General features: G+C 46.6%; 18 protein-coding genes and 2 pseudogenes. 5 read left to right on the plus strand and 15 right to left on the minus strand.

Annotated features, from left to right (window positions below; all coding sequences use genetic code 11):
• Positions 1–11: 11 nt before the first annotated feature.
• Positions 12–1,046: a phenylalanine--tRNA ligase subunit alpha gene (pheS, locus tag M1D98_RS13550; RefSeq protein WP_121643042.1), complete on the minus strand. Its 1,035-nt coding sequence runs from the start codon at positions 1,044–1,046 to the stop codon at positions 12–14.
• Between the two features lie 80 nt (positions 1,047–1,126).
• Here pheS and M1D98_RS13555 point away from each other — a divergent pair.
• Positions 1,127–1,330, plus strand: a pseudogene (locus M1D98_RS13555) (hypothetical protein); the annotation flags it as partial.
• A gap of 68 nt (positions 1,331–1,398) precedes the next feature.
• Here the strand turns inward: M1D98_RS13555 and M1D98_RS13560 are convergent.
• Positions 1,399–2,145 carry a TrmH family RNA methyltransferase gene (locus tag M1D98_RS13560; protein WP_121643043.1) on the minus strand — a complete coding sequence of 249 codons (747 nt, stop codon included), beginning with the start codon at positions 2,143–2,145 and terminating at the stop codon, positions 1,399–1,401.
• Between the two features lie 119 nt (positions 2,146–2,264).
• Between M1D98_RS13560 and sspI the strand changes: the two genes are divergently transcribed.
• Positions 2,265–2,480: a small acid-soluble spore protein SspI gene (gene sspI, locus M1D98_RS13565; protein WP_456279646.1), complete on the plus strand. Its 216-nt coding sequence runs from the start codon at positions 2,265–2,267 to the stop codon at positions 2,478–2,480.
• A gap of 564 nt (positions 2,481–3,044) precedes the next feature.
• Positions 3,045–3,911 (plus strand): glycerophosphodiester phosphodiesterase, encoded by an 867-nt coding sequence (locus M1D98_RS13570; protein WP_456279647.1) that lies wholly within the window; start codon positions 3,045–3,047, stop codon positions 3,909–3,911.
• 342 nt (positions 3,912–4,253) lie between these two features.
• Here the strand turns inward: M1D98_RS13570 and M1D98_RS13575 are convergent.
• A pseudogene (locus M1D98_RS13575) lies at positions 4,254–4,325 on the minus strand (hypothetical protein); the annotation flags it as partial.
• Positions 4,326–4,575: 250 nt separating this feature from the next.
• On the opposite strand from M1D98_RS13575, the gene glcD reads away from it, so the two are divergent.
• Both glcD and M1D98_RS13585 read left to right on the plus strand, forming a co-directional pair.
• Positions 4,576–5,988 (plus strand): glycolate oxidase subunit GlcD, encoded by a 1,413-nt coding sequence (gene glcD / locus M1D98_RS13580; RefSeq protein WP_010329728.1) that lies wholly within the window; start codon positions 4,576–4,578, stop codon positions 5,986–5,988.
• Positions 5,985–7,319: a (Fe-S)-binding protein gene (locus M1D98_RS13585; RefSeq protein ID WP_121643045.1), complete on the plus strand. Its 1,335-nt coding sequence runs from the start codon at positions 5,985–5,987 to the stop codon at positions 7,317–7,319. The genes glcD and M1D98_RS13585 overlap by 4 nt, the downstream gene beginning before the upstream one ends.
• A 36-nt stretch (positions 7,320–7,355) precedes the next feature.
• Here M1D98_RS13585 and M1D98_RS13590 read toward each other — a convergent pair whose 3' ends face one another.
• From M1D98_RS13590 to araA, 12 genes are all read right to left on the minus strand, one after another.
• Positions 7,356–7,736, minus strand: a complete 381-nt coding sequence (locus tag M1D98_RS13590) for a VOC family protein (protein ID WP_010329726.1) — start codon at positions 7,734–7,736, stop codon at positions 7,356–7,358.
• Complete coding sequence (locus M1D98_RS13595) at positions 7,690–7,827, minus strand: hypothetical protein (RefSeq protein WP_052245581.1); 138 nt, start codon at positions 7,825–7,827, stop codon at positions 7,690–7,692. Before M1D98_RS13595 ends, M1D98_RS13590 begins: the two co-directional genes overlap by 47 nt.
• On the minus strand, positions 7,770–9,566 hold the full coding sequence (gene cstA, locus M1D98_RS13600; protein WP_121643046.1) for a carbon starvation protein CstA: 1,797 nt from the start codon (positions 9,564–9,566) through the stop codon (positions 7,770–7,772). The genes M1D98_RS13595 and cstA overlap by 58 nt, the downstream gene beginning before the upstream one ends.
• A gap of 324 nt (positions 9,567–9,890) precedes the next feature.
• Entirely contained in the window at positions 9,891–11,393 is a 1,503-nt protein-coding gene (gene abfA, locus M1D98_RS13605; RefSeq protein ID WP_010329724.1) for an alpha-L-arabinofuranosidase AbfA, read from the minus strand.
• A gap of 18 nt (positions 11,394–11,411) precedes the next feature.
• Positions 11,412–12,257 carry an arabinose ABC transporter permease AraQ gene (gene araQ, locus M1D98_RS13610; RefSeq protein ID WP_039074711.1) on the minus strand — a complete coding sequence of 282 codons (846 nt, stop codon included), beginning with the start codon at positions 12,255–12,257 and terminating at the stop codon, positions 11,412–11,414.
• Positions 12,258–13,199: a carbohydrate ABC transporter permease gene (locus M1D98_RS13615; RefSeq protein WP_010329722.1), complete on the minus strand. Its 942-nt coding sequence runs from the start codon at positions 13,197–13,199 to the stop codon at positions 12,258–12,260.
• A 35-nt stretch (positions 13,200–13,234) separates the two neighbouring features.
• On the minus strand, positions 13,235–14,536 hold the full coding sequence (locus tag M1D98_RS13620) for an ABC transporter substrate-binding protein (RefSeq protein ID WP_121643048.1): 1,302 nt from the start codon (positions 14,534–14,536) through the stop codon (positions 13,235–13,237).
• A gap of 30 nt (positions 14,537–14,566) precedes the next feature.
• On the minus strand, positions 14,567–15,751 hold the full coding sequence (egsA, locus tag M1D98_RS13625) for a sn-glycerol-1-phosphate dehydrogenase (protein WP_435576451.1): 1,185 nt from the start codon (positions 15,749–15,751) through the stop codon (positions 14,567–14,569).
• On the minus strand, positions 15,748–16,566 hold the full coding sequence (locus M1D98_RS13630) for an HAD-IIA family hydrolase (protein WP_435576608.1): 819 nt from the start codon (positions 16,564–16,566) through the stop codon (positions 15,748–15,750). The genes egsA and M1D98_RS13630 overlap by 4 nt, the downstream gene beginning before the upstream one ends.
• Positions 16,544–17,233 carry an L-ribulose-5-phosphate 4-epimerase gene (gene araD / locus M1D98_RS13635; RefSeq protein ID WP_010329719.1) on the minus strand — a complete coding sequence of 230 codons (690 nt, stop codon included), beginning with the start codon at positions 17,231–17,233 and terminating at the stop codon, positions 16,544–16,546. Before araD ends, M1D98_RS13630 begins: the two co-directional genes overlap by 23 nt.
• Positions 17,234–17,246: 13 nt before the next feature.
• Complete coding sequence (gene araB / locus M1D98_RS13640) at positions 17,247–18,932, minus strand: ribulokinase (protein WP_435576450.1); 1,686 nt, start codon at positions 18,930–18,932, stop codon at positions 17,247–17,249.
• Positions 18,933–18,947: 15 nt separating this feature from the next.
• Positions 18,948–20,438: an L-arabinose isomerase gene (gene araA, locus M1D98_RS13645; RefSeq protein WP_268522155.1), complete on the minus strand. Its 1,491-nt coding sequence runs from the start codon at positions 20,436–20,438 to the stop codon at positions 18,948–18,950.
• Positions 20,439–20,608 lie beyond the last annotated feature (170 nt).

Raw genomic sequence — 20,608 nt, forward strand, 5'->3', positions numbered from 1 at the left:
GCATCCTCCTCTTACGCCTGTTTAAACTGCGAAATAAATCTGACATCGTTTGTATAGAAGTGGCGGATATCATCAATGCCGTATTTCAGCATCGCGATACGCTCAACGCCCATTCCGAATGCGAAGCCCTGATATTCCACCGGATCAAATCCTGCCATTTTCAGCACGTTCGGGTGAACCATGCCGGCGCCGAGGATTTCGATCCAGCCTGTTCCTTTACATACCGAGCAGCCGTTTCCTCCGCACTTAAAGCATGTCACGTCCACTTCTACTGAAGGCTCAGTAAACGGGAAGAAGCTTGGACGGAGCCTGATTTCGCGATCTTGCCCGAACATTTTTTTCGCAACAAGCTCAAGCGTTCCTTTTAAATCACTCATGCTGATGTTTTTGTCAACGACAAGCCCTTCAATTTGCATAAATTGGTGAGAGTGCGTCGCATCATCATTATCGCGGCGGTATACTTTACCCGGACAAATAATTTTAACCGGCCCTTTGCCTTCATGCTTTTCCATTGTCCGTGTTTGCACAGGAGACGTTTGCGTTCTCATCAGAGTCTCCTCTGTAATGTAAAAGCTGTCCTGCATATCGCGCGCAGGGTGTTCTTTCGGCAGGTTGAGCGATTCGAAGTTGTAGTAATCCGTTTCAACCTCAGGCCCTTCCTCTACTGTGTAGCCCATACCGATAAATAAATCTTCAATTTCTTCAATGACAACAGTGAGCGGATGGCGGCCGCCGACTGCGACAGGGTTGCCTGGCAGCGTGACGTCGATTGTCTGTCCCGCAAGCTTCTGCTTCATTTCCTCTTCTTCAAGCTTCTCGTTCTTGACAGCAATCGCATTGGCGATACGCTCCCTTACTTCGTTCGCGAGCGCACCCATTTTCGGACGTTCCTCAGCAGAAAGTTTGCCCATTCCGCGCAGCACTTCTGTAATCGGCCCTTTTTTTCCGAGATATTGCACCCGAATATCATTGACAACCTTTAATGAGCTTGCCGCTTCTACTTGTTCTAAAGCTTCTTGTTCAAGCTGTTTTAGCTTTTCTTCCATTTTGCATCCTCCTTTTATGTAAACAAACCGTCATATGTCTTTGGAAAACAAAAAAACCCGTCCCTAGTGCAAGGGACGAGTTGTGGCCGCGGTACCACCCTTATTTGAGACAGACTGATGCTGTCGTCAGCTTCATTGACATAACGGAATCAGATTCCGGTTCACCTTTACGCGCAGTATGCGCGGTCCCGGTGACAACTCAAGAGGTGAAGCCCATTCCCGTCTGCGTTAAAAATGCTCTCAGTCAGCGGCATTTTCTCCCTGGAAAACAGCTAATCAGAAATGAGGTCCTCTGTCACGGTTTTTCAAATATTATGTTCTATTATAGAGAAATCCTTCGCTTGGCGCAACACTATCCTCGCAAGTGATACACGAGGATGGCAGCCGCGATCGCAACGTTCAGTGATTCAGCCTGTCCGTAAAGCGGCACGTACAGGTTCAGATCTGTTTTCTCCAACAGGGCGGCATCCACCCCTGCCCCTTCATTTCCTACAATGAGCGCGAAGGATTCAGACTGATGTATTTCCCGGTAAGGCGCCCCGTTTTGCAACGCCGTGCCGTACACTTTTACGCCCTCTGCCTTCAATTCATCCACATATGTATGCAGGTTTTTTCTCACCACAGGGATATGAAAGTGAGATCCTTGCGCGGATCGCAGCGTTTTTCCGTTATAAGCGTCCGTTGTGCCGTCACCAAGCACAACCGCATCTAAACCAGCCGCATCAGCCGTCCGAATCATCGTGCCGAGGTTTCCCGGATCTTGAACAGCGTCAATCAGCAGCACCCGCCGAGGCGACGCCAGTTTTTCTTCAGGCATATGGCACACAGCGGCGATTTGCTGCGGCGTTTCGGTTTCAGTAACAGCTGAAAATGCATCTTCACTCAGCACGTAGCACTGGATGCTCACATCAAGAGCTGACGGAATTTTCGTTTCATCCTTTACAAGGATTTCTTTTACCGTGCCCTCGCTCTTCAGCGCCTCTTCAACAAGATGTTCTCCTTCTATGAGGAATGTATTCGTTTTTGTTCGTTCTTTTTTTGTATGAAGCTTTTTCCAATCCTTCACTTTTTGGTTTTTTGCCGATTCTATTTGTTTCACTGTCTGTGTGGCTCTCCTTTTTTTAACATGATGTTATTATATCGCAAGAACAGCACATAATAAACCAGGTGCAGGGTTAGAATATACGTATCACATTTTAGAAAAAAGGAGCGTTTCACATGGATCTTAATTTACGTCATGCCGTCATTGCCAATGTTACCGGCAATAATCAGGATCAGCTTGAGCATACGATTGTGGATGCCATTCAAAGCGGTGAAGAAAAAATGCTTCCGGGGCTCGGCGTTTTATTCGAAGTCCTTTGGCAGCACGCATCCGAAAGTGAGAAAAATGAAATGCTAAAAACACTTGAAGGCGGATTAAAAGCCGCCGAATAAGACATGAAACCGGGTGACAGCGCCCGGTTTTTTTCTTATAGAAAATGATGTTTTTACAGCCGTTATCAACAGTAAAAAATCATTGCTGAAGAACTTTTATTTGATTTATCCTTTTTACTAAAAGATACAATCTTTTGAATGAGGAAAATAAAGCTACATAAGAAATAGGCGGAAGGGTTCAAACTGAAAAAAATGGCGGCGAATCTTTTGTCTGTTAGTCTTTACCAGTTTTTCTGAAGTGCCTGCGATAAGGCAAGCAAAAATTGAACTTGAAACAAAGATTTACTGGGCGCATCGCCCATACGAAGTCAGTGAACAAAAAAGGCGGAAAACGAAGTACAAGCCTTATGTTTCAAATCGCTTTATGGCGCCAATATAAAACTGGACCGAGATATAGACAACAAAATGGCATATGCACGCTGATATATCCAAAAAAGATCTCTGTTAAAGGGTCTTTTTTACTTATAAGGAAATTTATGAAAACAAAAGACTGCTGAAACATAATCTTAACAAAGCAAACCTATAATTTGGCAAGAGATAGGAAATATAAGGGGAGTGGATGATGTGTCAGCTTTATTAAAAAAATTGATTTTCTCTTCATTGATCGGGATTTCCATCGGATCAGCCCTGTTTGCACCGAACGCGAAGGCATCAGAACCGGCGGCCAAGCCTAAAAAAGTCGATATCATTGCTCACAGGGGCGCTTCAGGATATGCGCCAGAAAACACGATGGCTGCCTTTGAAAAGGCGCTTCAGATGAAAGCAGATTATATTGAGCTTGATGTTCAAATGTCCAAGGATGGGGAGCTTGTCATCATCCATGATACGACCGTAAACCGTACAACAGACATTAACTCAAAGCTGCCGGTTGCCGTAAAGAACTTGACGCTTGCCGAGCTGCGCAAGCTCGATGCAGGCAGCTTCTTCGCTCCGCAGTTCGCCGGGGAACGCATTCCGACATTTGAAGAAGTGCTTGACCGATATAAAGGGAAGATCGGACTGCTGATCGAATTGAAAGAGCCTTCACGCTATCCGGGAATCGAAGAAAAAGTATCAGCAGCATTGAAAGAGCGGAGAATGGATAAGCCTAATAACGGAAAAATCATTGTGCAATCGTTTGATTTTAATTCTGTTTACAAAATTCATCAGCTGCTTCCATCGATGCCGACAGGTGTTCTAACGTCAAAAGCGGCGGACTTAACAGATGCAAAACTCAAGGAATTTTCCGGCTATGCCAAATATGTGAACACCAACTTAAAAAATGTGACCACTGATCCTACACTTGTGCCGAGGATTCATGCGCTCGGCATGAAAATTACCCCTTGGACCGTCCGCTCCCGTGATGAAGTGTCTCCGCTTTTAAAAGCTGGCGTAGACGGAATTGTGACAGACTTTCCAGATTATGTTCCGAAAAAATACGTTAGAAACTAAAAATAAAGCCTGCAGTTCCCTCTTTAGGCTTCAGATTGTAGACAAAATCCTAAAACGGTTTTCGTTTTAGGATTTTGTCAATCTTTTTTCAGCGTGATTGAAAACCCTTGAAGTCTAGGAAGGACGAGCATTGGAGCACAGCGAATGTAGCAATTCGTGAGCACCATCGCGCAGGACTGACAACGAATGCGAGGGTTTGTCGACATGCTGAAATCCTGCAGTTCCCTCTGCAGACTTTTCATTCATCAATAAAACTGAGCTAATTGCTGCGAACGGCAGCTTAACAGTTATCACTCCGTCGTCTAATGGCTTGAGGGCTCTGCGGCGCTAGAATGGACTCTAACCTGAATGGCAGGCATTGATAACCGCAGTTCCGCTCGGATACATGTTCAGCCACTTCCCTGAAAAGCCGACGGTTATTACGCTCTTAATAATATTGGCGATATAAACGGATATGTCTTTGAAACAAACAGCAAAAGACATGCTTATATTGCGTTACCATCGCCGCCGTCTAAGCTGTCACGATAAATGGCACTCTATTTTAGAACAAGATACAAAATAGAGAGTGTTTTCGTTTCATTTTTTGTATGTTACTCTATGGAAGCTTTTCTATTATTCTTTTACAATAGAATGAAAGCGCTTTTTTCGAAAGGGGTCGGGGAAAATGATCACAAAAGATGTAAAGGAACAGCTTATCCGAATCGTTGGACCGGAAAACTTTGATGACTCCACCGCCGGCTGTCTCGTCTATTCATATGATGCGGCACCGCAGTTTCAGTCTATGCCTGACGCCGTGATTGCACCGAGGAGTACAGATGAGGTATCTCGAATTGTAACCATTTGCAATGAACATCGAGTTCCGATCGTTCCTAGAGGATCTGGGACAAATTTATGCGGCGGCACGTGCCCGACTGAAGGCGGACTTGTACTTCTCTTTAAGCATATGAACAGGATTCTTGAAATTGATGAAGAAAATTTGACCGCGACAGTCCAGCCTGGCGTTATTACATTGGATATGATCCGTGCGGTTGAAAGCAAGGGTTTATTTTATCCGCCTGATCCGAGCTCCATGAAAATATCAACCATGGGCGGAAACATCAATGAAAATTCCGGCGGGCTCCGCGGATTAAAATACGGCGTCACCCGCGACTATGTCATTGGACTGGAAGTTGTACTCGCTAATGGAGACATCATCCGCACCGGCGGAAAACTCGCAAAGGATGTGGCCGGATACGATCTCACACGCCTTTTTGTCGGCTCAGAAGGAACGCTCGGCATCGTGACAGAAGCAATCGTCAAACTTGTTCCAAAGCCGGAAACAAAGAAGACGCTGCTTGCCCTTTATGAACATATAGACGCCGCTGCTCAAACCGTATCAAACATCATTGCCGCAAAAATCATCCCCGCCACGCTGGAATTTCTCGACCAGCCTACTCTTTTGGTGATTGAGGATTATGCCAAAATCGGACTTCCGACAAACGCAAAGGCCGTTTTGTTAATTGAGCAAGACGGACCGTTTGAAACCGTTGCAAGGGATATGAAAAAGATAGAAGCAATCTGCAAAAAAGGTGACGCCGTTTCCGTTCAGGCAGCTCAAACCGAGGAAGAAGCATTTGCCCTGACTGAAGCCCGGCGTTCTGCACTATCTGCCCTAGCCCGCCTCAAGCCGACGACCATTTTAGAGGACGCGACCGTTCCTCGCTCAGAGGTCGCCAATATGGTAAAAGCGATTAATGATATTGCCGCTAAATACGACCTTTCCATTTGCACCTTCGGCCACGCGGGAGACGGGAACCTCCATCCGACATGCACGACAGACATTAGAAATGAGGATGAGATGGAGCGTGTCGAACACGCTTTTGCCGAGATTTTTGAGAAAGCGATTGAACTTGGCGGCACGATAACTGGAGAGCACGGAGTCGGATCCATGAAAGCGCCTTACTTGGAAATGAAGCTGAAAAAAGAAGGCATTGCCGCGATGAAAGCAATAAAAGCGGCATTTGACCCCCGTAACATATTAAATCCAGACAAAGTGTTTGCCAAAGATGCCAGAAAACGTGTGGTGACGGAAAGATGACAACAGAAAAAGAAATGGAACAAATCCAAAATGAGTTCAAAGAGCGAATGGATGAAGGCGAGCTTTTGAATTGTATGCGCTGCGGCTTCTGCCTTCCTTCCTGCCCGACCTATATTGAATCGGGGTTTCAGGAAACTCACTCTCCGCGCGGGCGCATCGCCTTAATGAAAGCCGTAGTCGACGGTGTCATTGAACCGGATGAAGATGTCGAACGTTCGCTGTCACTTTGCCTCGGCTGCCGGGCCTGTGAACCTGTATGCCCGTCAGGTGTGAAATACGGACAGCTGCTTGAGGAAGCGAGAGATATTATCCACCAAAATAAAAAACACTCGCTCGGCACACGGGTCATGCGAAAGGCCGCTTTTCACGAGCTGTTCCCGCATCAAAACCGCATGCGTTCAGCTGTCAGCCTTATCGGTTTGTATCAGCGGTCAGGGCTGCAAACCACTGTGCGTAAAACCGGGATGCTTCGCTTCCTGCCCGAGCATTTGCGGAAGATGGAAGCTGTTCTACCTGATGTTCCTAAAAGTAAAGACATGAAGCGTCGGCCGCGTTTACTCCCGTCAATTGGCCCCGTGAAAAAACGGGTCGCCTTTTTTTCAGGCTGCTTAATGGATACAATGTTTTTGCCGACTAACAATGCCACACTGAAGCTTTTGCAGCTTGCCGGCTGCGACATTGTCATCCCGCCTGAACAGGCTTGCTGCGGGGCACTGCATGGGCACAGCGGTGAAAAAAACGCGGGGAAAGAGCTCGCGAAACAAAATATCGCTGCTTTCGAAGCATTAGACGTCGATGCTGTTATCACAAACGCAGGGGGATGCGGAGCCTTTCTCACTGAATATGATCATTTGCTAAAGGATGACCCTGAGTGGTCGGAGCGGGCCGCTTCATTTGTTCAGAAGCTGAAAGACTTTTCGTCCGTTTTGATTGAACTCGATTTTCATCAAATGGAGCTTATCCTAGATACGCCGCAGGTCATTACCTATCAAGATTCATGCCATCTGAGAAATGTGATGCATACGTCGCTCGAGCCCCGCCAGCTTCTTCAAAGCATTAAGGGGGCCGAATTCAGAGAAATGGAGAAAGCGGACAGCTGCTGCGGATCAGCGGGAATTTATAACATCGTGGAATCTGACATGTCTATGAAAATACTGGACAGTAAAATGGCTGCGGTTAAAGCAACCAAAGCGTTCGTCATTGTGACTGCAAATCCCGGTTGCCTCTTGCAGATGAAGCTTGGCATTGAGCGCGAAGGACTAAGCGGGAAAGTCAAAGCCGTTCATCTGGCTGATTTGCTGCTAGAAGCAGCTGGACAGAAAACATCATAAGAAAGCCCAAAACAGACATTGTTTTGGGCTTGTTCGTTATTCCATCGGACTGCAAATTTCAATATAATGTCCATCCGGGTCAGCGATATAGGCGACCGTCTGCCCCCATGGCTTCACTTTTGGCTCCCCAATAATCGTAACACCTTGTTCTCTTACCCTTTTCATAACCTCTTCTACGTTTTCAGTGACAAATCCGATCTCAAATGTGTTTGAAGCAGATGTATTCGGAATGTCTAGCCGCGTGATTTCTCTGGCGCTTTCTCGCGTATTAAGCGCCAATATCGTAGATCCTGTTTCAAATTCAACATACGTTCCGTGTTCTGCACGAATCGGCAGTCCTAAAGTATCCCGATAAAAATGAATGGCCCGCTTACTGTCCGATACGTAAAGAATAAGATATTTCATTGATAGATTCATTCCCCATCCTCCTCAACATTTTCATTAGCCTTTTTATCCCGGGATAGAAGCTTCCATCCTTAAGCTCGGATCTCTCCACATCTGCGCCCATTTTTTCACAGCCGCCACGATAATGATGAAGCCTAACAGCAGCATAATGATCGATAATACGCCATTCAATACACTGTAGCCTGCCGCTTCAGGATTGAGATACACATTGCGCACCATCCAATAGCCTGCATAATTGACAGTGACATATAAATAGGCAAGCGGGATAAGGCAGGTCAGAATGTAACGGCGTTTATCGGCGATTTTCAGTACGATGGTGGCTCCGATGATCAGCCCCACCGAAGCCATCAGCTGGTTGGACACGCCAAACAGCGCCCAAATGGAACCGATATCCCCCGAATACAGCAGATAGCCCCACATCAGGCAGGCAAGCGCGCTGGCAAATACAGATCCCGGAATCCAGTCTGTTTTCTTCAGCGGTTTATACACCTCTCCGAAGAAATCCTGAATCAAGTAACGGGCGACACGTGTGCCGGCGTCAATCGCGGTTAAAATAAATACAGCTTCAAACATAATGACAAATTGGAAAAAGTATGAGGCCAAATGGCTGAAAAACGGCATTCCCGTAAAAATATAAGTCATTCCCACCGCAAGCGTAACGGCCCCCCCTGTTCTTCCTTCTAAGTCCAAACCGATTTCCCTGCTCAATTCAGGCAAATGGACGACATTCATACCGAGCGTACGAAAAACCTCAGGCGTGCTGTTAATCGCAAAATAATCAGCAGGCTGCAAGGCGGTCGCTGCAATCAGCGCCATAATGCCCACAAGACACTCGACAAGCATTGCACCAAACGCAACCGGCTTCATATCACTCCATTTATTTAGCATTTTCGGCGTTGTACCGGAACCGACAAAGGCATGAAATCCCGAGATCGCGCCGCAGGCGATTGTGATTGAAATGAACGGCCAGACGGGTCCTGCCAGCACCGGCCCGCCCCCTTTTACGAATTCCGTAAACGCAGGAAACGGGATGGACGGATTGACAACAAATACACCGGCAATCAAAGCGATAAAAACACCGATTTTCATAAAGCTGCTTAAATAATCACGCGGTGCGAGAAGCAGCCAAACGGGAAGCGCCGCTGCAAAAAACGCATAAACAGGAAGTGCAATTGCAAGCGCTTTCGTATCTAGTGTTAAAAAGTCACCGAGCGCGGTAGTCTGCACCCATGGGCCGATAAAGACTCCTGCCATTAAAAAGAGGAAACCGATCGTTGACGCGAGCTTTAAATTTCCCGTTTTTTTATAAAATAAGCCTACGGCCATCGCGATCGGAATCGTAATCCCTACCGCAAATGTTCCCCACGAATTGCGTTCTAACGCGTGCAGCACAACCATCGACAGCCCCGCCATCGTAATCGTGATAATAAACAGCATGGAGAGTCCCGTGCAAAAGCCGGCAACAGGACCGAGCTCATCCTTCGCCACTTCTGATAGCGATTTTCCACTTTTGCGCATCGATGCAAACAACACAACAAGATCATGGACAGCTCCCCCTATTACCGCCCCGATTAACAGCCATAATAACCCCGGCAAATAGCCGAACTGAGCCGCCAGAATGGGTCCGACCAGCGGCCCAGCCGCTGCGATCGCCGCAAAATGGTGGCCGAACGAGACCCATTTGTTTGTAGGCACATAATCTTTTCCATCTTCAAGCGCGTGAGCAGGCGTCGGCTTTTCATCATTCACTTTCAGAACCTTCACCATCATAAATGTTCCGTATAAACGATAGGCGATAGCCAAAACGCACATTGACGCTATCACAATTGTAACCGCATTCATTATCTCCCAACTCCTTTGCTGTTTTTCATAAATATATCATAATTTCATATTGAAAAGCGGTCATTTTTTCCTATACAAAAAAGCCGGCTGGAATTGGCCGGCTCGGCGCAGTTAGTTTAGTTCAATGTCTCCAGAGGTTGTGCAAATGTTTAAACGATTAGAGGTTCCGCTATCACCTATATATCCTGCAATGCGCTTCTCTGATTTTTCTTGATACATAATTTGATCTAGGTTGACTGACGTCTCACCTTTGAACATTACAAGGTACTGAATCATATCTACCGAGAAAAAAAACCGGAGAGAGCTCTCCGGTTTTTTTTCGCTTTATGACTGTTTTTTCAAGCGTATTACATTCCAGGAAAGCGGCGTGAAATGCGCGGTTAAGCCGTTTTCGCTAACAGACGATGTTCCGTTGGAATGCGGGACGACATTTTTTCTGTTATGCTGGTTTGTCGCTTTGATATCCTGATGCTCGAGTACAATGTGCTCTGCGATTTGATAAGATTCAAAACCTCTGAGCGAAATCTCTGTCTCCATCTGCTCCTCAGCTTTGTTTACCGCAAAAATCGTGAGGGTTTCTTCCTCTTCGGAATACACAACAGCGGCATCAACATATGGCACATCCGTAAAATCAGTGCAGTCGTACTTCGGCGAAGAAATAAGCGGCTTCAGTGACTCACCTCTTCCGTAAACAGAAGCATGCATGTACGGATAGAAAATCGGCTGTCTCCAGGCTTCTCCGCCTTTTTCCGTCATGATCGGCGCGATGACATTTACAAGCTGTGCAAGACACGCGATTTTCACACGGTCTGCGTGCTGCAGCATCGTAATGAGGAGGGAACCGACCAGTAAGGCATCTTCAAAATTATAAATATCCTCTAAAATCGGACGCGCAGTTATCCACGGCTCAACTTTTTTATCCGCCTCATTTGAGTGATACCAGACGTTCCATTCATCGAGAGAGAGATTGATGGTTTTCTTGCTGCGGGTTTTTGCTTTTACATAATCACATGTTGCAGCGACAGATTTAATAAAATGATCCAGATCCATAGAACGGGCCAAGTAGTTTGGCAGATTGTTATCCCGGTTTCCGTAATATGTGTGAAGAGAGATATAGTCGACATGCTCGTACGTATGCTCCAGCACCTTTGCTTCCCAATCGATAAAGGTCGGCATGCCGCTGTTTGAGCTGCCGCAGGCAACAAGTTCAATTGACGGGTCAACCCACTTCATGACCTTTGCCGTCTCCGCAGCAAGCCGCCCGTATTCGTCAGCTGTTTTGTGGCCAATCTGCCACGGGCCATCCATTTCGTTTCCTAAGCACCATGTTTTGATGCCATACGGCTGTTCATAGCCATGCGATCTTCTTAAGTCACTCCAGTATGAGCCTTTCGGATGGTTGCAGTATTCAACGAGATTGCGGGCAGCGTCTATGCCTCTTGTGCCAAGGTTTACGGCCATGTTGACCTCAGTGTTCACCTTTTTTGCCCAAGTTAAAAATTCATTTGTCCCCACTTCATTCGTTTCTGTCGTTTGCCATGCCAAGTCAAGCCGTCTCGGACGGTTTTCGACAGGTCCGACACCGTCCTCCCAATTGTATCCGGATAAAAAGTTTCCGCCTGGATAGCGGATAATCGGAACCTGCAATTCTTTGATCAGCGACTGGACATCCTTTCTAAATCCATCTTCATCCGCGTGAGGGTGATCAGGCTCATATATGCCTTCATATACCGCACGTCCCATATGTTCGATAAACGAACCGTAAATCCGTTTGTCCACTTCACCGATTTTATATTCTTTGTCTACAATCATTCGCGCTTTTTTCATTACACGTTTCCTCCCTTTTTAACCTTTGACTCCGCCTACTGTCAGGCCGGAAATAAAGTACTTTTGGAAAAACAAGAAAATAATAATTACCGGCAAAATCGCAAATACTGAGCCGGATATCAGCATGTCATAGTTGTTGCCGTAAGGGCTCAACAAGCTGGACAGCCCAATTGGAAGCGTAAACATTTCTTTCGAACGAAGCACAATCAACGGCCACAAGAAGTTGTTCCAGCTGTTTAAGGACTGGAGGATAATCATTGCGCCGAAAGCCGGTTTCATCAGCGGCGCCATAATCCGGAAAAAGATGCCGAATTCCGTACAGCCGTCCATCCTTGCAGAGTCCAGCAAATCTTTTGGAAGACCGAGGGCATACTGCCTGAAAAAGAAAACAGCTACCGGTGAAACGATGAATGGCAGGATCACACCCGTATACGAATCGATCAAGTGCAATCCGACGGTCAGCTTAAACAACGGAAGCATCATTACTTCAAGCGGGACCATCATAATAATCAGCACAAGAACAAAGATGATATTTCTGCCCTTAAATTCGTAAACCGCAAGCCCATACCCAATCATCGAAGAAAAAAACAGAGTGAGCAGGGTCGTCAAAATTCCAAGCACAAGACTGTTAAAAAACCACTTGAAATAAATACTGCCGCCATTAAACAGAAATGTGTAGTTATCTAAACTCATCACTTTTGGATCAATATCAACATTCAGCCCTATACGCAAAAGCTCAGATGACGGCTTTAATGATCCTAAAAGCAAACAGAAAATCGGAAAAATATACAATAGGCTCAGCATGATAAAAAACAGGGTAAGCGCGATTTTGTAAACGCTGTACTGAGGACTGTGCCGCAACATTTATCCCTCCCCCTTAAACGAGCCTGACAGCTTTAACGAAATCAGGCTGACAACAAGTATCACAATCAAAAGCACAATGCCGATGGCCGCTCCATATCCCATTTCGTTGTAGGCAAGCCCCTGCTGGTACAAATATCCGACAAGCGTCAAGCCGATATTACCCGGGGAATTATTTTGCCAAAGGACGTAGCTTTCCTCAAACATCCTGAATCCGCCGATGATGCTGATGGTGAGCACATAAACCGATACAGGCTTGAGAAATGGCAGCGTAATGTGCCGGAATTTTTTCATCGTATTCGCGCCGTCAATATCGGCGGCTTCGTACAGCTCTTTCGGCACATTTTGCAAACCGGCCATAAAGTAAAGGATGTTGATTCCCATCCATCTCCACGAAGCAAGCAGCACCATTAAAAACATGCCGGTATGTTCATTGTTCATCCAGTTCTGAGGTGAAAAGCCGAGTTTAAGTAAGATGGAATTGGCCAGCGACGTTTCCATTTCTCCGAAGATCAGCCGAAATATGATCCCAGCCACAATGGTAGAAGTCAAAGCCGGAATGAATAGCGCTGATTTGAATATATTTCTGAATTTGACCAGCTTTGAATTCAGGAATATGGCCAGCAGCAATGGGACTGGAATCAGCACAATCAGTGTCCAAAAGGTGTATTCCAGTGTATTCCAAAGGGCGGTATAGAACGTCGGATTGTTTAGCGCAGTGTAATTGGACAATCCGACAAACGTCACCTCTCCCGGCAATATTCTTTGAAAGCTCATGATGAAGACGCTAATGATGGGGTATAAAAAAAATACGAGAAAAGATAAAATGAATGGCGCTGTAAACAGATAGGGCGCCGCTTTTTTCGAATAAAATAGATCTCGCCAGCCTGATTGTTTTGCAGCTGAGGGAACGGGATGAACCGTTCCCGTTTTCACAGGTTTCATGAGAACCTCCCCGCTTTCACTTTTTGAATGGGATTCTATTTCTTTTTCAGTTCACCTGCCGCTCTGTCCAAGGCTTGCTTAGGCGTTTTTTGCTGAGATTTAAGTGCGTCGAACAATACGCTTCTGTTGACAAGGTCTGAAGCCTTGGCAAAATCCTCATGTAAATAAATTGGATTGATTTCATCCTTGATATCGAGCAGCATAGTAAAAATGCCTGTTCCGTTTTGGAAGTAATCTGTGTATTTGTTTTTCTCCTTCAATTCCTGAGAGCTCCAGACATCCCAGCGAAGCGGGTCAAACCCGAGTACGCTCCAAAGCTTTTTGTTTCCTTCTTTAGAGCCCTTCGCAAAGGCCAAAAACTCTTTTGCTAACTCAACATGCTTGGATTGCTTCGGAACAACAGTTGCCGTACCGCCCAAACCTGCCGAACGGTCGCCCCCCTCTTCCCAAGCCGGAAGCGGCCGGATGGCAATCTTTCCTTTTAAATCAGGCATATAATCTAAAAATCTTCCCATATACCAAATCGGCATCAGAACAGACGCTGCTCCGCCTTGGTTCATAAAGCCGTAATATTCTTCACTGTGATGCCCGCCGCCTGGTGCGGCAATCATCGTTTTATCATTAATCATGTCCTTTAAAAATTGAATTGTTTTTACATTGGTGTCATTATTGAGGATCAGCTTGCCGTTTTTATCAAAATAACCTGAGTTTTGCTGAGAAATCATGGATAAGAACGTTGCGGAATCATTGGTTTCCACCGTTCCCATCGGCTTTCCGGTCACTTTGCGCACTTTCTGCCCGGCTTTATGGTAATCATCCCATGTTTTGATATCATCAGGATTGACACCGGCTTTTTTCATCACATCCATGTTATAAAACATAACTGTCGTTCCTACATGCGTGTCCAGCCCGTATAGCTTGCCGTTTTTGCTGTACAAGGTAAGCCGCGCCTCAACGAATTTATCGCGGTCCTTTTCAATCAGCGGAGTCAAATCCGCAAGCGGTATGTCAGAGCCCTTCAAAAAGTTTGAAAAACGGGCCAATTCGACATCGGCAATATCAGGGACACCTTCTCCCGCAATTAAGGAGATAGACAAGTTATCGTGCATTTGTCCATATGGATAAACGACCGTATTCAGTTTAATTTTGCGGTCAGGATATTTTTTGTTCCATTCCTTCATCATTTCTACATAAAACTGCTCATGAAGTCCGTTAAATGTCCAAAAGGTCAGCTCGGTTTCACCCGATTTCCCGGATGATCGTTCTGCCGAACACCCAGCAATGAATAATGTCAGCAGCATCATGAGCACAAAAAAACAGGCAGTCATTTTTTTCATTTGCGTTACCCCTTCCATTCGAGGTGCAGGCTATTCATATAGACCATGATTGATCAGCGTTTTGTTTTCATTAATGATTCTTAATCCGGTGCAGCGGTCTCTTAAGGTGTGAGCGTTTCTGAAGGCATTTTTGACGGAATCCTGCCCGACACCTATTTCGTCAAAAAACGCAGGGCCTCCGGCTGATCTCAGCCAACCGGCGAGCACTTCTCCTTTGGGAAGCGTTTCATAAGCTGTTTGAATCGCATGCCGCCGGCGCGGAGAAAATTCGTTCAGCCCGTCATCCTGAGCGAGCTTTCTGTATGTGTCAGTTAATAACACAGCGGCACAGCCCACCTTTGCCCCGTGAAGAATCTGAGGCCGGTTTTTCTTCATTAATTCCATCTCAATCCAATGGGAAATGTGATGCTCTCCGCCAGATGCCGGGCGGGAATGATCTAAAGCCAGCATGACAAGACCCGATACAATTAAAGATTCCATTAAAACCTGTATGCCTGTTTCCGTTTTCATCGCAATGTCTTCTGTATGTGCGATACAGGCTTCCAGCGCCTCCTGAACGATCTTAGCCCCCGTTGGAGAATAAGGCTCGCCGGCAAGGTGGCGGGATATTTCCCAATCTGCTAAAGACGTGATTTTCCCGAGCATGTCGCCAAATCCAGCCGCCACCATTGTCCGGGGTGCCGCTTTTAATAAATCCAGATCAGCGAACAGCGCGGACGGGGCCTTCGTTTGGATGGTTGTTTTCGTCCCGTATAAAATAAGCGGCGCCCCTGCTGACGTAAATCCATCTACAGATGGAGCAGTCGGATAGGATATAAACGGCACATCCCTCTGAAACGCTGCAAAGCGGACGATGTCATGAATCGTGCCCGAACCGACCGCGATCATGAGATCCGTTGTTTTTTTCGTATGGATCTGCGCATGAATGAGCGATCGTTCATCAGCTGTCACATCTCCGGCTTCATTTTCCGGAATGATCAGGCACTCCGCCTGAAACCCTTCTTGCTGCAAGCGGTTTTCCAAATCGCTTCCCGCAATGCGATGTGTATTCGAGTCGCAGACAAGGACAATCTGTTTGTTGTTTTTTCTTTTTACATAATCCAATAGCGAATCAGCTGCTTGTTTGCCGATAACAATTTCTTCAACTTCTATAGGAAGTGTCTTTTCTCCGGCGTGTTCAAAGGCTTGCTCAACGTCAGCTGCGATACGATTCATAAGAGAATCCCCTCCTCAGCCAATTTGGTTATATCCTTAATGGATTCCAGTACATAATCCGGTGTGTACAAACGCTGTTCACCCGGTTTCGCAGAGCCAGTAAGCACTAGGGCGCTTTTCATGCCATAAAGCTTTCCCATCGCAATGTCAGATTCAAGGCTGTCTCCGATAATCATGCATTCATGCGCGGACAGCCCCATTGCTGTGCAGGCAGCCTCCGCCATCAGCCACGACGGTTTTCCGACAACTAGCTCTGTTTTCGCTTGAGCAGAAGCCTCTATCGCCCCGATCATCCCGGCCACATCGATGGCATTGCCGTCTTCGTCCGGAAAAGAGCGATCTTTGTTCGTAGCCATGATACGAGCGCCGCCGGCGGCAGCTTGAAAGGCCTGGTTTAAATCTTCGTACGTGAGCGTTTCATGTAGGGAGATCACCAGCCAATCCGCTTCCTTTGGCTCGTTCGCGTGCTGTACACCGGCCAGTGTCAGCTCGTCTACCAAACCTTGTTCTCCAAGCACCCACACCTTTGAAAAACGATAATGTTTTTTCAGAAAAGCCGCTGTCACACTTGACGACAGAACAATGTCGCTTATGTCCGCTTCAATCCCCGCGCCGAGAAGTTTTTTTCTGCACATGGCACGGGAGATATTTCCCCGGTTGCTCAGAAAGACGATTTTCTTCCCCATTCCCCGAAGCGTACTGATCGCTTCTCTTGCCCCTTCAATCAACTCATTTCCTCTGAATACAGTACCATCCAAGTCAATCAAAATGCCGGCCGGTGACACAACGGGATCATGACTGGCCATAATACGCATTTGCTCCGTGTTTTCGATAAAAATGCTTTTCATGAAGGACTGTATTAATTGGGTTTACATCCTTGTTCAGCATAACGGAGTGATAGGCCATTTCCGCAACCGTTTCTAATACAACTGCGTTATGAATGGCATTTAAGGCGTCCGTGCCCCAGCAGAACGGGCCGTGATTATTCACGAGTACACCCGGAACTTGTTCGTAGTTATGGTGCTGAAAGGTTTCAGCTATGACTTTTCCTGTATTCAGTTCGTAGTCATGAATGATTTCTTCATCGTACATTTCTCTTGTACACGGAATCGCGCTGTCAAAATAATCAGCATGGGTCGTGCCTAAAGGCGGTATGTCTCTGCCCGATTGCGCCCAGCTTGTCGCCCATTGAGAATGGGTATGGACAATTCCCCCGATGTTCGGAAAGGCTTTATACAAATAAACATGAGTAGGTGTATCTGAAGAAGGCTTGAGCGAGCCTTCGACGACCTCTCCTTCAAGGTTCAAAACAACCAAGTCATCAGCTGTCAGGTCGCTGTATTCCACTCCGCTTGGTTTGATGACAATTCTTTCTTTCTCACGGTCAATGCCGCTGACATTTCCCCACGTAAAGGTTACCAGCTGATGCTCTTGAAGCTTCAGGTTGGCAGCCAGCACTTCTTTTTTTAATGTTTCAAGCATGCTCCATCACCCTTCATGAATTCTTTTTGGCGGCAGATGAAAATTGAAGATTTTTGATTGTTTTCAGACGCTTCATGACATGGTTTTCTTTTCCGAAGTAGTGAACCAGCTCTTTATATTCAGCGTACAATTTTTCATACACTGCGGCGTTTTCGGCGTTTGGCGTATAAGATATATCTTTCATTTTCCCCATGTGCGCCGCTGCCGCTTTGATGTCATCGTATCCGCCGTTTTCTTTACCGGCCGCAAGCGCGCCGAAAATGGCAGATCCTAAGGCAGGGGCTTGCGGAGAACCGGAAATTTTAATGTCCATGTTTGTCACATCCGCATAAATCTGCATGACAAACGGGTTTTTCTCAGCAATTCCGCCGGCTGCGTACAGCTCCTCAATCGGAACCCCGCTTTCTTTGAACGTTTCGATAATCATCCGCGTTCCGTAAGCTGTTGCTTCAACTAACGCTCTATAAATCTCTTCAGGCTTCGTTAGCAGCGTCATGCCAAGCAGCATTCCAGTTAAATCAGCATCAACAAGAGTTGAACGGTTTCCATTCCACCAATCTAAAGCAAGCAGGCCGCTTTCACCCGGCGCTTGAAGGTTTGCTTTCTCACTCAGCAGCTCATGAATGCCAATGTTTTTTTCCTCTGCTTCCTCTCGATACGCTTGCGGGACACATGTTTTTACAAACCAGTCAAAATGATCGCCGACACAGGACTGCCCTGCCTCATATCCCGCGTAGCCCGGAAGAATTCCGTTGTCCACAACACCGCACATACCGGGCACAATATGTACGTCTTCACCTAGAAGCACATGGCACGTTGAGGTTCCCATAATCATCAGCATTTTCCCTGGCTCTGTAATGCCGACCGCTGGTACGGAGACATGAGCGTCCACATTTCCAACCGCGACAGCTGTCCCTGGAAGAAGGCCTGTCAGCTGGGCCATTTTTTCAGTCAGTCCTCCGGCTCTTTCCCCTACTGAATGAATAGAACCCGCTAATTTGTCATTTGTAATCGTTTTCATTAAAGGATTTAATTTGCCTAAGAATTCATCTGACGGATATCCCGCTTTTTCACTCCAAATCGCTTTATATCCTGCTGTACAATTACTTCTTTTGAGCGAGCCGCACAGCTGGTACACGATCCAGTCTGCAGCCTCGATGATCCGGTCAGCCGCTTCATAAATGTGCGGCGCTTCTTCCGCAATCTGCATGACCTTAGGAATCATCCATTCTGATGAAATCTTCCCTCCGTACCGCTGTAAAAAAGCCTCTCCTTCTTCTTCAGCAATTTGATTCAGCCGATCAGCGTGTTTTTGGGCCGCATGGTGCTTCCAAAGCTTCACATAGCTGTGCGGCTCCTCTTCATACTCCGGCAGCATGCATAACGGCTGCCCTGTACGGTCAACCGGCAGGATCGTACATGCCGTAAAATCAATTCCGATCCCGATGATGTCTTTCGGTTCAACACCCGTCTGTTCGAGTAGAGCCGGAATGGTCGTTTCCAAGACTTCCAGATAATCAGCCGGATCTTGAAGCGCCCAATCCCGCGGCAGCTTATGACCCGTTTTTGGAAGAACGGTATCAATGACAGCATGTCTGTATTCTTTTACAGCAGCCGCCAGTTCCTCCCCTGTTTCGACATGAACGAGCACCGCTCTTCCTGATAAAGTTCCAAAATCAACCCCTATAGTGTAAGCCAAGTGAATTCCCCCTTTCTACTTTTGAAGCCGGTAAAGCGCCTCGTTCCATTTTAATTCGTGTTTCAGCTTGTGAATTGTCGTATCACGGGAAATGAAAACACTTTCGATCCCTGCCATTTCCGCCCAATCGAGCATTTGCTCCGCTGTTAGTTCATAAGACAAGCAGGTATGGTGTGCGCCGCCGGCTAAAATCCATGCCTCCGCCGCTGTTTTCAATGATGGCTCCGGCTTCCAGAGAACACGGGCGACCGGCAGATTCGGCATCTCTTTTTCAATTTCCTGTCCATTGACCTCATTTAACACAAGGCGGAAACGCCCTCCGATATCAACAAGGCTTGCTTGAATGGCTGAACCGCTGATGCCGTTAAATACAAAACGCGCAGGGTCCTCCTTGCCGCCGATAGAAAGCGGGTGAACCTCGATTTTCGGCTGATCCAAAGCGACAGTCGGACACACTTCCAGCATGTGCGAGCCTAGAATCATTTCATTTCCAGGTTCAAAATGGTACGTATAATCTTCCATGAAGGACGTTCTTTTTCCTTCAGCCATGATTTTCATCATCCGTACAAGAGCCGCTGTCTTCCAATCTCCTTCACCGGCAAACCCGTAGCCCTTCTCCATCAGGCGCTGAACGGCAAGCCCCGGGAGCTGTTTCATTCCATGCAGCACTTCAAACGATGTTGTAAAAGCTGAGTATCCGCCTTGTTCAAGAAAAGCGGTTAAGCCAAGTTCAATTTTCGCCTGTTCTTTAATCGACGCTACCTTTGCTTCGTCACGTTTTGTTTCCTCACTGATCACATAGAGACGGTCATACTCCGCATAGAGCGTGTCAACTTCATCGTCCGTAATGCGGTTCATCACTTCGACAAGGTCTCCGATGCCATATCCGTCAACCTGCCAGCCGAATTGAATATGCGCTCCTACCTTGTCTCCGTCTGTTACCGCGACGTGACGCATGTTATCTCCGAATCTGGCAACCTTAATATGTCTGCTTTCATTTAATGCAGCCGCCGTATTCATCCACTGGGATATTTCTTTCTTCACTTCTTCATCATCCCAATAACCGGCAACGACTTTTCGGCTCAGCCCCATTCGTGAGTTGATATAACCGTACTCACGATCGCCATGTGCGGATTGGTTGCTGTTCATAAAATCCATGTCAATCGTACCCCATGGGATATCGCGATTATATTGAGTATGCAGATGCATAAGCGGTTTTTGATAAGAGGAAAGACCCTCAATCCACATTTTTGCGGGAGAAAATGTGTGCATCCATGTAATGATGCCGGCGCATGTCTCACTGTACTCCGCTTCTCTTAACAGCTGTCTGATGGTTTCCGATGAAGTGACGACAGGCTTGTGAGTGATTTTATATCTGGACGAAACCCCGCTGAGCCCCTCACAAATGCTTTTCGCATGCTGATCGACCAGCTCTAGCGTCTCTTCCCCGTATAGGTGCTGGCTGCCTGTCACAAACCAGAATTCATAATCTTTTGTCTGAAGCATGTAAACTGCCCCTTTCTTCCTATAGTAAAACGCTTTCAATTACCCAAACAGATACGGACTAATAACAACAAATAAACTATTAACAATTAATTTGTACGAACAACTTCATTATATTAGTAGGTTTATTTACTGTCAATCATTTTTGTATTCTTTTACAAAAAGAAATGATT

It is taken from the genome of Bacillus sp. K7, assembly GCF_053903245.1.